This window comes from Streptomyces sp. NRRL S-455, assembly GCF_000717875.1.
Lineage (GTDB): Bacteria > Actinomycetota > Actinomycetes > Streptomycetales > Streptomycetaceae > Streptomyces.
The window spans coordinates 1-14,074 of sequence record NZ_JOCT01000038.1 but is presented as its reverse complement, the minus strand read 5'-3'; the positions used below and the strand labels follow the sequence as shown (position 1 = coordinate 14,074).

Here is a 14,074-nt window from a genome sequence, read left to right as displayed (position 1 = left end):
TTTCGGCCGGTCTCAGCCCGGGTCCTCGCCGTACCGCGGATCCACTGTCTCCGGCGTCAGTCCGAGCAGCTCGGCGACCTGCTCGACGACGACCTCGTGCACCAGCGCCGCCCGCTCGTCGCGGCCCTTGGTGCGGATCTCGACCGGCCGCCGGTAGATCACCACGCGCGCGGGGCGCCCCGCGCGGGCGCTGATCGTGCCGCCGAGCGGCACCGCCTCGTCGTTCCAGGCCTGGCCGGGGCCGTCGAGCCGTGGCACCTCGAGTACCAGGAAATCGATCTCGGCGAGCTGCGGCCACCGCCGCTCCAGCCGCTCCACCGAGTCCTGCACCAGATCCGCGAACGCCTCCGCGCGGCTCGCGGCGAGCGGCACCTGTGGTGGTGCGATCGGGCCGCGCATGCCCCGGCCGTGGCGATCACGACGGCGGGGCCCGCGGGCGGCGTCAGCGGGCGTCACGGGCTTCTCCATCACTGGTGAAGGGTAGTCCCAGCGACGCCCGCGTGCCCGGCACCGCACGGTGCCACGGACGGCTTCCGGCCGACCCGCGCGGCATGTCGTTACATGGCCATTCAAGCCAACGTTGGGCTCGATTCCGTATCCCTACGAGACTGGTGGCATCACGGTAATTGAGGGTTTTGTGACGACTCTTGACCGCTTGGAGGCTCGTTCGACGTGCCGGACGAGGCTGTTCGAGCAGGTCAGCCAAGCGGGCCGAAGGGGGCGTGTGGGGCGTTTCACAGCGCGACACGGTGGAGTGACCTGGTGGAGAGTCGTCGCGGCCCGCTCAAGAGTGCGGTACCGTCCATCGACGTGAGCCCTGTACGTCGCTGTTCGCGCACCGCCTGCGGCCGTCCCGCCGTCGCGACGCTGACGTACGTCTACGCCGACTCGACCGCGGTCCTCGGCCCGCTCGCCACCTACGCCGAACCCCACTGCTACGACCTGTGCGCCGAGCACTCCGAGCGCCTCACCGCCCCGCGCGGCTGGGAGGTCGTCCGGCTCCTCGACGGCTCCGCTCCGGCGCGCCCCAGCGGCGACGACCTGGAAGCGCTTGCGAACGCCGTGCGTGAGGCGGCCCGTCCCCAGGAGCGGGCGGCCGGGGCCGGGGGAGGCGGGCGGGCGGCCGACCCGATGGAGGTCGCGCGGCGAGGGCATCTGCGCGTTCTCCGGTCGCCCGACAACTGACCGCACCCCCGGGTCCCTTTCCCCTGCGTGTCCGCAGTGACCAGGTATGGGTCCGGCACTCACTCCTGCTCATCGAGCGGGAACGGTAGTTTGGGCCGACCGACATACTTTCCAGGAAGGCTGGCCGTGGCTGCTGATCTGTCGCAGGTCGTGAAGGCGTACGACGTACGCGGGGTCGTCCCCGACCAGTGGGACGAGTCCCTGGCCGAGCTCTTCGGAGCGGCCTTCGTACGGGTCACCGGCGCGAGCTCCATCGCGACCGGGCACGACATGCGGCCCTCCTCGCCCGGCCTCTCCCGTGCCTTCGCACGCGGCGCCGCCGCGCTGGGCGCCGACGTCACCGAGATCGGCCTGTGCTCGACGGACCAGCTGTACTACGCCTCGGGCGCGCTGAACCTGCCGGGCGCCATGTTCACCGCCTCCCACAACCCGGCCCGGTACAACGGCATCAAGATGTGCCGCACGGGTGCCGCCCCTATCGGCCAGGACACCGGCCTCGCCGAGATCCGCGAACTGGTCGAGCGCTGGAGCGAGTCGGGGGCCCCCGAACCGGCCGCGAAGGCGGGAAAGATCACCGGCCGCGACACGCTGCCGGACTACGCCGCCCACCTGCGCTCCCTGGTCGACCTGACCTCCATCCGCCCCCTGAAGGTCGTCGTCGACGCCGGGAACGGCATGGGGGGCCACACGGTCCCCGAGGTCTTCGCCGGCCTGCCGCTGACCCTGGTCCCGATGTACTTCGAGCTCGACGGCACCTTCCCCAACCACGAGGCCAACCCCCTCGACCCCGCCAACCTGGTCGACCTGCAGAAGCGGGTCCGCGAGGAGGACGCCGACCTGGGCCTCGCCTTCGACGGTGACGCCGACCGCTGCTTCGTCGTGGACGAGCGCGGCGAGCCGGTCTCCCCGTCGGTGATCACCGCCCTGGTCGCCTCCCGCGAGCTGGCCAGACACGGCGGCAAGGGCACGATCATCCACAACCTGATCACGTCCTGGTCCGTCCCCGAGGTCGTCGAGGAGAACGGCGGCACACCGGTCCGCACCCGCGTGGGCCACTCCTTCATCAAGGCCGAGATGGCCCGCACCGGCGCGATCTTCGGCGGCGAGCACTCCGCCCACTACTACTTCCGCGACTTCTGGAACGCCGACACGGGCATGCTGGCCGCCCTCCACGTCCTCGCCGCACTCGGCGGCCAGCAGGCCCCCCTGTCCTCCCTCGTGGCCGAGTACGACCGCTACACCGGCTCCGGCGAGATCAACTCCACCGTCACCGACCAGACGGCCCGCCTCGCCGCGATCCGCACCGCCTACCAGGGCCGCGAGGGCGTCACCCTCGACGACCTCGACGGCCTCACGGTCGCCGCCGCCGACTGGTGGTTCAACGTCCGCCCGTCCAACACCGAGCCGCTGCTGCGGCTGAACGCGGAGGCGCGGGACCCGGAGACCATGGCGCGCGTGCGGGACGAGGCGCTGGGGATCATCAGGGGCTGAGGTCCCGCTCCCACCGGCGGTAACCTGACCAGGCACAACCCCAAGCGTCCGCACCTCGGAGGAACCCCTTATGCCCCTCGAATCCGGCCTCCTCGAGATCCTCGCCTGCCCGGCCTGCCACGCCCCCCTCAAGGAGCAGGACAGCGAGCTGATCTGCACCGACGCGAGCTGCGGCCTGGCCTACCCCGTCCGCGACGGCATCCCCGTCCTCCTCGTCGACGAGGCCCGCCGCCCCGCGTGACCGGCGGCGGCCCAGGCCCCCGTACCACCCCGCACGGTGCACATACCCGCGGACTCAACGGGCACCGGCGTAGGACGACATCCCCATAACGAACCCCGGCGATCGGGAGGCTGCCGCCCCATGCTCGACGAATCGCTGCTCGACTCCCCGGAGGGCCTCGCCGAGGCCGACCACCGCGGCCTGCTCCGCGGCGCCGCCGAAGCCGGTGCCCGCGTCCGCACAGCCGCGCGCCACTCCACCGAGGCCGGCATCAACGACCTCAAGCCCGACGGCCGCCCCCGCGCCGTCCTCATCGCCGGCCCGGGCGCCGCCGCCACCCACGCCGCCGACCTCCTCGGCACCCTCGCCGGCGCCGGCAGCCCGGTCACGCGGCTGGCCCCCACCGGCGTCGCGCCCGCGGCGGGCGCCCTGCGCTGGGAGCTGCCCGGCTGGGTCGGCTCCGTAGACCTCCTCCTGATCACCACCCCGGACGGTTCCGAACCGGGCCTGTCCCTCCTCGCCGAACAGGCCTACCGCCGCGGCTGCGCCGTCGTCGCCGTGGCCCCCAGCCGCTCCCCGCTCGCCGACGCGGTGAACGGCTCGCACGGCATGTTCGTGCCCATGGCGACCGCCCCGTACGACCAGGACGAGCCGCTCGCCGCTTCCGCCCCCGGCGTCCTGTGGGCGCTGCTCACCCCGCTCCTCGCCCTCCTGGACCGCACGGGCGTGCTCGACGCCCCGCCGGACGCCCTCGGCAGGGTCGCCGACCGCCTCGACCGCATCGCCGAACGCTGCGGCCCCGCCATCGCCACCTACAGCAACCCCGCCAAGACCCTCGCCGCCGAACTCGCCGACGCGCTTCCCATCGTCTGGACGGAAGGCACCTCGGCCGGCCCGGCGGGCCGCCGTTTCGCCGCCGCGCTCGCCGAACTGTCCGGCACCCCCGCGGTCGTCGCCGAACTCCCCGAGGCCCTCGCCGCCCACAGCGCCCTGCTCGCGGGCCCGCTCGCCGCCAGCGCGGACCCCGACGACTTCTTCCGCGACCGCGTCGAGGAACCACCCGCCCTGCACGCGCGCGTCGTGCTCCTGCGCGACCGCCCCATCGGCGGCCTCACCGCCGCCCCCGGCGCCCGCGATCTGGCCCTCAGCCACGACACACCGATCAGCGAACTGGAACCGGAGGCGGGCGGCGAACTGGAGACCCTCGCGGAACTGATCGCCATCACGGATTTCGCCGCGGTTTACCTGGCGCTCGCTTCGAGGGCCTGATCATGCCCGGGACACCCTGACGCCCGACCGCGGAACACCCGCACGCCGGCCGGGTACGCCACCGCCGTACGCACAGAACAACGCGGAGAGATCCCCATGGACCGCCTCGACAACACCATCCGCCCCTACGCCTGGGGTTCCACCACCGCCATACCGCACCTGCTCGGCACCGAACCGACCGGCGAACCCCAGGCGGAGATGTGGATGGGCGCCCACCCGGGCGCACCCTCACGCACCGACCGGGGCACGCTCGTCGAGGTCATCGACGCCGACCCCGAGAAGGAACTCGGACCGGCCGCCGTCGCCAAGTTCGGCCCCCGCCTGCCCTTCCTCCTCAAGATCCTCGCCGCAGGCGCCCCGCTCTCCCTCCAGGTCCACCCCGACCTGGAACAGGCCAAGGAGGGCTACGCCGACGAGGAACGCCGCGGCATCCCTGTGGACGCCCCGCACCGCAACTACAAGGACGCCAACCACAAGCCCGAACTGATCTGCGCCCTCACCGAGTTCGACGGCCTGTGCGGCTTCCGCGACCCGCTCGAGGCCGCCGGCCTGCTCGACGACCTCGGCGTCGACTCCCTCAAGCCGTACGTCGACCTGCTGCACGCCCACCCCGAGGAAGCCGCACTGCGCGAGGTCCTCACAGCCATCCTCACCGCCGACCCGGACGAGATGTCCCGCACGGTCGCGGAAGCAGCAGCCGCCTGCATCCGCCTCGGCGGCGCCTACGCCCCCTACGCCGACATCGCCCACCACTACCCGGGCGACCCCGGCGTCATCGCCGCGATGCTGCTGAATTACGTCCGACTGCAGCCCGGCGAGGCCCTCTACCTCGGCGCCGGTGTCCCGCACGCCTACCTGAACGGCCTCGGCGTCGAGATCATGGCCAACTCCGACAACGTCCTGCGCTGCGGCCTGACCCCCAAGCACGTCGACGTCCCCGAACTCCTGCGCATCGTCCGCTTCCACCCCAGCGACCCCGGTGTCCTGCGCCCCGAGGCCTCCCCGGACGGCGAGGAGCTCTACGAGACCCCCATCGACGAGTTCCGCCTGTCCCGACACGTCCTCCCCGAGCCCGGCGCGGTCCACGACCTCACCCGGGCGACCCCGCAGATCCTGCTCTGCACGGCCGGCACCGTCCGGGCCGGCGAGCACGACCTGACCCCGGGCCGGTCCGTCTTCGTCCCGGCCGGCGAAAAGGCCGAAGTGTCCGGAACCGGCACGCTTTTCCGGGCCACGGTCATCGCCTGACCGTTTCGATCGCCCCTGTGCCGGTGACCTGAAACACCGCGGCCGGAGCGGGCTGCAACAATGGCCCACCGTCAAGCACGGGCAAAGCCACGGGCGTCGCACCAAGGCGGCGCCCGGCCCTGGAACGGCGTACGAAGGGACAACGCGAACATATGAGCGCGTCAGGCGGCACCAAGGCGATCGTGGCGGCACTGGCCGCCAACCTCGCGATCGCGGTAGCGAAGTTCGTGGCGTTCCTCTTCAGCGGCTCGTCATCGATGCTCGCCGAGTCCGTGCACTCGGTCGCCGACTCCGGCAACCAGGCGCTTCTCCTGGTCGGCGGCAAGAAGGCGAAGCGCGAGGCCACCCCGGAGCACCCCTTCGGCTACGGCCGCGAGCGCTACATCTACGCCTTCCTCGTCTCCATCGTCCTCTTCTCGGTCGGCGGCATGTTCGCCCTCTACGAGGGCTACGAGAAGATCAAGCACCCGCACGAGCTGACGCACTGGTACTGGCCGGTCGGCGTCCTGGTCTTCGCGATCATCGCCGAGACGTTCTCCTTCCGCACGGCCATCAAGGAGTCCAACCTCCTGCGCGGTAAGCGCTCCTGGAAGGAGTTCGTCCGCCACGCCAAGGCCCCCGAGCTCCCGGTCGTCCTCCTGGAGGACCTCGGCGCCCTCGTCGGCCTGATCCTCGCGCTCGGCGGCGTCGGCCTCGCCCTGCTCACCGGCGACAGCGTCTGGGACGGCGTCGGCACCCTCTGCATCGGCATCCTGCTCATCCTGATCGCCCTGGTCCTCGCCGCCGAGACCAAGTCGCTGCTGCTCGGCGAGTCCGCCGGCGCCGAGGAGACCCGGAAGATCGAGGCCGCCCTCGTCGACGGCGACACGGTCACCCGCGTCATCCACATGCGCACGCTCCACCTCGGCCCCGAGGAACTCCTCGTCGCCGCCAAGATCGCCGTCCGTCACGAGGACACGGCCACCGAGATCGCCACCGCCATCGACGCCGCCGAGGCCCGCATCCGCGAGGCGGTCCCGATCGCCCGCGTCATCTACCTCGAGCCGGACATCTACAGCGAGGCCGAAGCCGCCAAGGGCCCCGACCCCGAGGCGACGCCCGGGGGACCGACGCCCAGCGGACACTGACGTACCGCACCAGCCCGTGGGGCCCGCCGAACCACTGACGCCGTCGGCAGCGTCAACCACTCGGCGGGCCCCACGGGCTTCGCAGTGCGACGGGGGCCGTGCGGGTCCGCGTCCGGCATCCGAACGCGGACCCGACCCGTGTTACCCGACTTCGCGCAACACCCCGAGGAGAGCCGATTCGTCCGGCGCGGCCAGCAGCCGCTCCCGGAACGCGGCGTCCATCAGCTTCCGCGACAGCAGCGCCAGAATCCGCAGATGCTCGTCACCCGCCGCCGCCTCCGGCACGGCGATCATGAACACCAGCCTCGCCTTCGTACCGTCCAGAGAGTCCCACTCCACACCTTCCGTGGACCGGGCGAAACCGACGACCGGCTCCGTCACCGCATCCGTCTTGGCGTGCGGAATCGCGATCTCCTCACCGAGCCCGGTCGTGCCCTGGGCCTCCCGCCGAAGCGCACACGCCACCAGCTCGTCCACGTCCGCGACCCTGCCGGTACGGGCCAGCAGCTCACTCATCTCCCGGATCGCGGACTCCTTGTCCCCCGAACCGAGTTCGACCTTCACGGTCTGCCGGGTGAGATAGCCGGAGAGAACCTCGCCGACGCCGGTCTCCGCGGCCGGAGCACTGTCCGCGGTCTCCTCGGGCGCCGCCGCCTGCTCGGGCGCCGCGGACCGCTCGGGCGCCGCCGGCCGCTCGGGGGCCGCGGGCTGTGCGGCCGCGGCCGCGAAGGGCTCACGCGCGCCGACCACCTCAGCCTCGCGTACGACTTGCCGCGCCACCACACCGCCGGTCTCCGACCCTTCGGCACTCGCACCTGCCGGCGCGGGTTCGGCCCCGGCCGGGCCCACGCCGCCGACCGCCTCCCCACGCCGCCTGCGCTCACTCAGGTCGACCAGGGCGACCGTGGCCAGCGCGGTGACGACCGAGCCGATCACCACGGCCACGAAGAACATCGGCACGCCGCTCACCGCGCCCAGCACCGCCACGATCGGCCCGCCGTGCGGCACCGCGTCCTCGACCCCGGCGACCCCCGCGATCGCACCGGCGACCGCGCCGCCCAGCATGTTCGCCGGGATGACCTGCGCGGGCCGCGCCGCCGCGAACGGGATCGCGCCCTCCGAGATGCCGAAACACCCCATGAACAGCGAGGCCAACCCGGTCTCCCGCTCCTGCTCCGTGTACAGCCGCTTCCGTATCAGCGTGGCCAGGCCCTGCCCCAGCGGCATGACCGGGATCGCGGCCGCGCACATGCCCATGACCGTCTGGTTGCCGGTCGCGATGAGCCCGGTGCCGAACAGGAACGCCGTCTTGTTGACCGGCCCGCCCATGTCGAACGCGATCATGAGCCCCAGAATCGCCCCGAGCAGGATCGCGCTGGTTCCGGTCATCCCGCTGAGCCAGTCGGTCAGGTGCTCGAACACCCAGGAGATCGGCTCGCCGATGACATAGACGAAGAACAGCCCCAGAGCCGTGGTCGCCACGATCGGGATCACGATGATCGGCATGATCGGCTGCGCGAACCTCGGGACCCGGACCTTCTTGATCCACACCACCAGATATCCGGCGAGGAACCCGGTCACGATCGCCCCGATGAACCCGGCCCCCGCCTTGGAGCCGTACAGCTCACCGGTGTTGGCGATCCAGCCACCGATCATGCCGGGCACGAGAGCGGGCCGGTCCCCGATGGCATACGCGATGTAGCCGGACAGGATCGGCACCATCAGCGTGAAACCGATCACGCCGATGTTGTTCACATCCATCCAGAAGGAGTCCTTCGGGATGACCAGACCGCCCGACGGGTCGGTGTGCCCGCCGAGTGAGAGCGAGATCGCGATCAGCAGCCCGCCGACCACGACGAACGGGATCATGTAACTGACCCCGTTCATCAGCGCCTTGTACCCGACGCTCCGCTCCTTGCCGCCACCGGTCGCAGACGCCGTGGGGACGCCCCCTTCCGCGTGCACGGGCGCCGACAGCACCCGCTCGATCAGCCGCTCCGGGTGGCGAATCCCCTCGGCCACCCCGACGGTGAGGACCCGCTTCCCCGCGAAACGACTCAGGTCCACGTCCTTGTCCGCGGCGACGATGACACCGTCGGCGTGCTTGACATCGTTGTCATCGAGGACGTTTTCAGCCCCGATGGATCCTTGCGTCTCCACCTTCATGTCGATACCGCGGCTCTCGGCGGCCTGCGCGAGTTTCTCCGCCGCCATGTACGTGTGGGCGATGCCGGTCGGGCAGGCGGTCACCGCGAGCAACCTCAACCGCTTCTGCTCGCCACTGCCGCCGCCCGTGGGGGGAGGGCCGGCCGGACTGGTCACGTCGATCTCCTTAACGCCTTTGTCTGCGGGATCGCCGTCCAGGACGCCCGCAAGATCGATCAGTTGTTCAGATCTCCGGGGCATCCTGCACCACCCCGCCGCGGACTCAAAGGTCCGAAGATCCCGGAACATCCCGCTTCGCGGCCTCCTGCCGACCGTTCGTTGGCGTCCTGTTATCGCACCCGCTCATCCCCCGCACACCCCACGACCACTGACCTGCCGCCGCCCCCGGAAGCACCCGCGCCCTCCCCGGCCACGCATCCTCGATGGCGAGATCTCTTCGGAGGCGGACTGGGGACGGCCCGGCCTCCCGGTGTAGCTTGGGACGGAGCCAGACGTCGCTGCTGATGGCGGTCGGGCGGTCCCGTGGCGGACCGGCCGAGGGAGAGAGGGCCTCCGACGGACTGCGCTGCGCGTACGCGGGCATGCCTGTGTCCTCTTCCGGGCACCCCTGTGTCCGCCGCCGCGCAGACCAGCCGTACCCACCTCGACCCGAACCCGAGGAGCAGCTCGCAATGACGACTGTCGAGAACCGACAGGACTTCAAGGTCGCCGACCTCTCCCTGGCCGACTTCGGCCGCAAGGAGATCACCCTCGCCGAGCACGAGATGCCGGGCCTGATGGCGATCCGCAAGGAGTACGCCGAGGCACAGCCCCTGGCCGGCGCCCGCGTCACCGGCTCCCTGCACATGACCGTGCAGACCGCCGTGCTCATCGAGACCCTGGTCGCCCTCGGCGCACAGGTCCGCTGGGCGTCCTGCAACATCTTCTCCACCCAGGACCACGCCGCCGCGGCCATCGCCGTCGGCCCGAACGGCACGGTGGACAACCCGCAGGGCGTCCCGGTGTTCGCCTGGAAGGGCGAGACCCTGGAGGAGTACTGGTGGTGCACGGAGCAGGCGCTGACCTGGCCGGACAGCCCCACCGGCGGCCCCAACATGATCCTGGACGACGGCGGTGACGCCACCCTCCTCGTCCACAAGGGCGTCGAGTACGAGAAGGACGGCAAGGTCCCCTCGCCCGACACCGCCGAGTCCGACGAGCACCGCGTCATCCTCGAGCTGCTGACCCGCACCCTGGGCGAGAACCCCCAGAAGTGGACCCAGCTGTCCTCCGAGATCCGCGGTGTCACCGAGGAGACCACGACCGGTGTCCACCGCCTGTACGAGATGCAGCGCGACGGCACCCTCCTGTTCCCGGCGATCAACGTCAACGACGCCGTCACCAAGTCGAAGTTCGACAACAAGTACGGCTGCCGCCACTCCCTGGTCGACGGCATCAACCGCGCCACCGACGTCCTCATCGGCGGCAAGACCGCGGTCGTCTGCGGCTACGGCGACGTGGGCAAGGGCTGCGCGGAGTCCCTGCGCGGCCAGGGCGCCCGCGTGATCGTCACCGAGATCGACCCGATCTGCGCCCTGCAGGCCGCGATGGACGGCTACCAGGTCACGACCCTCGACGAGGTCGTCGACAAGGCCGACATCTTCATCACCACGACCGGCAACAAGGACATCATCATGGCCTCGGACATGGCCAAGATGAAGCACCAGGCCATCGTCGGCAACATCGGCCACTTCGACAACGAGATCGACATGGCCGGTCTCGCCAGGATCCCGGGCATCGTCAAGGACGAGGTCAAGCCGCAGGTCCACACCTGGACCTTCCCCGACGGCAAGGTGATCATCGTCCTGTCCGAGGGCCGCCTGCTGAACCTGGGCAACGCCACCGGCCACCCGTCGTTCGTGATGTCCAACTCCTTCGCGGACCAGACCCTGGCCCAGATCGAGCTGTTCACCAAGCCCGACGAGTACCCGACCGGCGTCTACGTGCTGCCCAAGCACCTCGACGAGAAGGTCGCCCGCCTCCACCTCGACGCCCTCGGCGTGAAGCTGACCACGCTCCGCCCCGAGCAGGCCGAGTACATCGGCGTGAAGGTCGAGGGCCCGTTCAAGCCGGACCACTACCGCTACTGAGCACAAGAGCACCATTGCCGGTTGGTTCGCTGCCGGTCAGATCTCCGAGCAGGCCCCCGCACCCCCGTGCCGGGGGCCTGCCCCGTTCCGACCGGCCGGTGACCGGCCCACCCCGTCAGGACCCAGGACCCCCATGCCCCGCGGCCGTTATTCGCTCCACGATCCGCACGATCACACCCCCCTCGCGGATGAACACTTCCAGTGCGCCGTCGGCCCCTCCGGCTGGCGCTACGTCTCCCAGCTGACCACCCCCTCGGGCGATCACCACGGCTCCGTCGACCTCACCCTCGACGAACTCGGCCGACCTCTCCGCCTCGAACTCCACGCCGCCGCCTGGCAGGTCCGCGGCGCCGCCCTCGACGGCGTCACCTGGGTCCGCACCGACCCCACCGGAACCGACGCCACCGAAGGCAATGTGCGCGCCCACGCCTTCACCGGCACCTCCCCGGCGTTCCTCGTCGCCACCGCCCGTCTCCTGCGCCTCACCCCCTCCGCCGCCGCCACCCGCGTACGCCTCGTCGCCTTCACGGACCCGGTCCTCGCCCCCCGTACCGTGGACCAGTCGTGGACCTTGCTGAAAAGAGAAGCACACGCCACTGACAACGGCCCTCTGACCGTGGACGAATACCAGGTCACAGCCCTGGACACGGGCGAGCAGCATGCCGTGCACATCGCCGGCGACGTGGTCCTCGCGGCCCCCGGCGTCGAACTCGAGGACCTCGAGTCACCACCGTCGCTGTTCACCTGAACCGACTGCCCAGACGGGCGGACCCCCGCCCGCCACTAGGCCGGCGGCACGAACCCGGTGCAGGGACGGTCGTCCCCTGGGGCCTCCGGTGACCGTGCGGGCCGGCCTTCGGCCGACGGCCCGGATTCCCCGGACAGCGGACCAGGTGGCACGACCGGCGGGGGTAGGTAAGCAGCCGGGACCTTTTCCCGCGCCGCACCCCGCTCTTCCGCCGAGCTCGACTCCGCGGCCGGAGCGGCAGCAGAGACGGCCCCGTTACCGAAAGCCCGCCGTGCCTCCCGCGCCTGCCGTTCCTGCAGGACCGCCGCCAGGAACGCCGCCGGCGGAACACCCTGCGGTACCGGGGCCCCCGTGAGTTCCGCGAGATCCGACGCCAGCCGCTCCGCCATGGACCAGCCCACCTGCGGGTCCAACTGCTGCATACGCGTCAGGTACTGCCGGACCGCGAGCCACAGACCGTCTGGCACCGCGGACAGATCGAGCTGTGAGAACCGCCCCGCCAGCCAGGGCGGAGGAGGCGGCACGAAACCGGTCGGCGTGACGGGGACCCGTTCCCGTACGACGAGAGTCCCCGCGAACACATCACCGAGCCGCCGCCCACGCGCCGACACGAACGAGGCGACACAGGCGACGATCCCGAAGGTCATCAGAATCTCGATCACCCCGATCAAGCCCCTCACCAGCGCATGCCGGAACCTGATCGGCCCCCCGTCGTCCCGCACCACACGCAGGCCGCAGGCCATCTTCCCGAGCGACCGCCCATGACTGAGCGTCTCCACCGCGATCGGCACGCCCACCAGCACGAGAACGAACGTCGCGATCGACAGCGCCGTCTGAGCCGCCTCGTCCAGCGAGGCAGTGGAAGCCACCAACGCGATGGTCACCGCGACATAGACGGCCAGGGCCGCCACAAGATCCAACAACACGGCCAACGCCCTGCTGGGCAGCCTCGCGGGGCGCAGCTCCAACGCCACCGCCTCGCCCGTCACCAGCTCACTCACGCCCGCCGTCCTTCCCCTGCCCTGCCCCCGACAGGGCCAGTCTGCCAAGCTGAGGGCGCATCGCGCCGCAGTACGACAAGCTGATCCACGACGAGCCGCCGACGAACAGCCGAGGAGAAGGCACACCGATGGACCTCGACGTCTTCGTCTCCGCCCATCGCGCGGAGTGGGACCGCCTCGAAGCCCTGCTTCGCCGCCAGCGCCGCCTCAGCGGCGCCGAAGCCGACGAACTCGTCACCCTCTACCAACGCACCGCCACGCACCTTTCCCTGATCCAGTCCAGCGCCCCCGACCCCCAGCTGACCGGCCGGCTCAGCCAGCTCGTGGCACGCGCGCGCAGCGCGGTGACCGGCAACCGCCGCGCCTCCTGGCGCGACGTCACCCGGTTCCTCGCCCACGGCTTCCCCGCCGCCGTCTACACGTCACGCCACTGGTGGGTACCCACGGCGCTGCTGTCCACGGCGGTGGCGGCCCTCCTCGGCTGGTGGATCGGCACGCACCCTGAAGTACAGGCCTCCATCGCGGCACCCAGCGAGCTGCGCGAGCTCACCCGCCCAGGCGGCCAGTACGAGACGTACTACTCCAGCCACCCGGCCGCGAGCTTCGCCGCCCAGGTCTGGACGAACAACGCCTGGGCCGCCGCCCTGTGCCTGATCCTCGGGGTCTTCCTGGGCCTCCCGGTCATCTGGATCCTCTTCCAGAACATGCTCAACCTCGGCGTCGGCTTCGGCCTGATGTCCTCGGCCGGCCGCCTCGACACGTTCCTCGGTCTCGTCCTCCCGCACGGCCTCCTGGAGCTGACCGCCGTCTTCGTCGCCGCCGGTACCGGCCTGCGCCTGGGCTGGACCCTCATCGACCCGGGCCCCCGCCCACGACGCACGGCTCTGGCCGAAGAGGGCCGAGCCGCCATCGGCATGGCGATAGGACTCGCCCTGGTCCTCTTCATCTCTGGCGCCATCGAAGGCTTCGTCACCCCGTCCGGCCTCCCGACCTGGGCACGCATCACCATCGGAGTCGTCGCCGAAGTGGCCTTCCTGCTCTACGTCTACGTAGTGGGGGGCCGTGCCGCACGCGCCGGTGAGACCGGTGACGTCGAGGCAGTGGAACGCAGCGCCACCGTCCCGACAGCTGCCTGAACCTCGCTACGGCCGCCTGATGTGCGGACACCTCCGTTCAGCTGCTAGTCTCCTCTTCGCCCCGCAGGAGCCGTTGACACGGCAAGTGCGAGGAGGTAGATTTGAACAGTTGCCCGGAGATGGGATACACGCCCGGATCGGCAACGGTGATTATCTGTCTGCTTCATGAAACGCTGATTTCATTGAAGCCCCTCCCGATTAATCGGAAATGAGCGGCTGGTCAGTCCGGCCCGAATCCTCTGATAAAGTCGGAACCGCCGGAAAGGGAAACGCGGAAGCGGGAACCTGGAAAGCACCGAGGAAATCGGATCGGGAAGATCTGATAGAGTCGGAAACGCAAGACCGAAGGGAAGC

General features: G+C 70.8%; 12 protein-coding genes. 9 read left to right on the top strand and 3 right to left on the bottom strand.

Annotation, left to right across the window (positions count from 1 at the left end):
• Positions 1 to 12: 12 nt before the first annotated feature.
• A complete protein-coding gene (locus IE97_RS0135060) occupies positions 13 to 468 on the bottom strand; it encodes a metallopeptidase family protein (RefSeq protein ID WP_078603505.1) in 456 nt (151 codons plus the stop codon).
• A gap of 294 nt (positions 469 to 762) precedes the next feature.
• Here IE97_RS0135060 and IE97_RS0135055 point away from each other — a divergent pair, with 294 nt between their 5' ends.
• From IE97_RS0135055 to IE97_RS0135030, 6 genes are all read left to right on the top strand, one after another.
• On the top strand, positions 763 to 1,185 hold the full coding sequence (locus tag IE97_RS0135055; protein ID WP_030250272.1) for a DUF3499 domain-containing protein: 423 nt from the start codon (positions 763 to 765) through the stop codon (positions 1,183 to 1,185).
• 126 nt (positions 1,186 to 1,311) lie between these two features.
• Positions 1,312 to 2,676 (top strand): phosphomannomutase/phosphoglucomutase, encoded by a 1,365-nt coding sequence (locus IE97_RS0135050; RefSeq protein WP_030250269.1) that lies wholly within the window; start codon positions 1,312 to 1,314, stop codon positions 2,674 to 2,676.
• Between the two features lie 70 nt (positions 2,677 to 2,746).
• Complete coding sequence (locus IE97_RS41085; RefSeq protein WP_078603504.1) at positions 2,747 to 2,917, top strand: Trm112 family protein; 171 nt, start codon at positions 2,747 to 2,749, stop codon at positions 2,915 to 2,917.
• Between the two features lie 120 nt (positions 2,918 to 3,037).
• Positions 3,038 to 4,165, top strand: a complete 1,128-nt coding sequence (locus IE97_RS0135040; protein WP_030250265.1) for an SIS domain-containing protein — start codon at positions 3,038 to 3,040, stop codon at positions 4,163 to 4,165.
• Positions 4,166 to 4,261: 96 nt separating this feature from the next.
• Positions 4,262 to 5,413: a mannose-6-phosphate isomerase, class I gene (gene manA / locus IE97_RS0135035; RefSeq protein WP_030250263.1), complete on the top strand. Its 1,152-nt coding sequence runs from the start codon at positions 4,262 to 4,264 to the stop codon at positions 5,411 to 5,413.
• 152 nt (positions 5,414 to 5,565) lie between these two features.
• On the top strand, positions 5,566 to 6,540 hold the full coding sequence (locus IE97_RS0135030; protein ID WP_030250260.1) for a cation diffusion facilitator family transporter: 975 nt from the start codon (positions 5,566 to 5,568) through the stop codon (positions 6,538 to 6,540).
• Between the two features lie 141 nt (positions 6,541 to 6,681).
• Here the strand turns inward: IE97_RS0135030 and IE97_RS0135025 are convergent, their stop codons facing one another.
• Complete coding sequence (locus IE97_RS0135025) at positions 6,682 to 8,862, bottom strand: fructose-specific PTS transporter subunit EIIC (RefSeq protein ID WP_030250258.1); 2,181 nt, start codon at positions 8,860 to 8,862, stop codon at positions 6,682 to 6,684.
• 515 nt (positions 8,863 to 9,377) lie between these two features.
• Between IE97_RS0135025 and ahcY the strand changes: the two genes are divergently transcribed.
• Positions 9,378 to 10,835: an adenosylhomocysteinase gene (ahcY, locus tag IE97_RS0135020; protein ID WP_030250255.1), complete on the top strand. Its 1,458-nt coding sequence runs from the start codon at positions 9,378 to 9,380 to the stop codon at positions 10,833 to 10,835.
• 133 nt (positions 10,836 to 10,968) lie between these two features.
• A complete protein-coding gene (locus tag IE97_RS0135015) occupies positions 10,969 to 11,583 on the top strand; it encodes a hypothetical protein (RefSeq protein ID WP_030250252.1) in 615 nt (204 codons plus the stop codon).
• A 35-nt stretch (positions 11,584 to 11,618) separates the two neighbouring features.
• On the opposite strand, the gene IE97_RS0135010 is transcribed toward IE97_RS0135015, so the two are convergent.
• A complete protein-coding gene (locus tag IE97_RS0135010; RefSeq protein ID WP_030250249.1) occupies positions 11,619 to 12,584 on the bottom strand; it encodes an RDD family protein in 966 nt (321 codons plus the stop codon).
• Between the two features lie 128 nt (positions 12,585 to 12,712).
• Here IE97_RS0135010 and IE97_RS0135005 point away from each other — a divergent pair, with 128 nt between their 5' ends.
• A complete protein-coding gene (locus tag IE97_RS0135005) occupies positions 12,713 to 13,720 on the top strand; it encodes a stage II sporulation protein M (protein WP_030250246.1) in 1,008 nt (335 codons plus the stop codon).
• Positions 13,721 to 14,074: the final 354 nt, after the last annotated feature.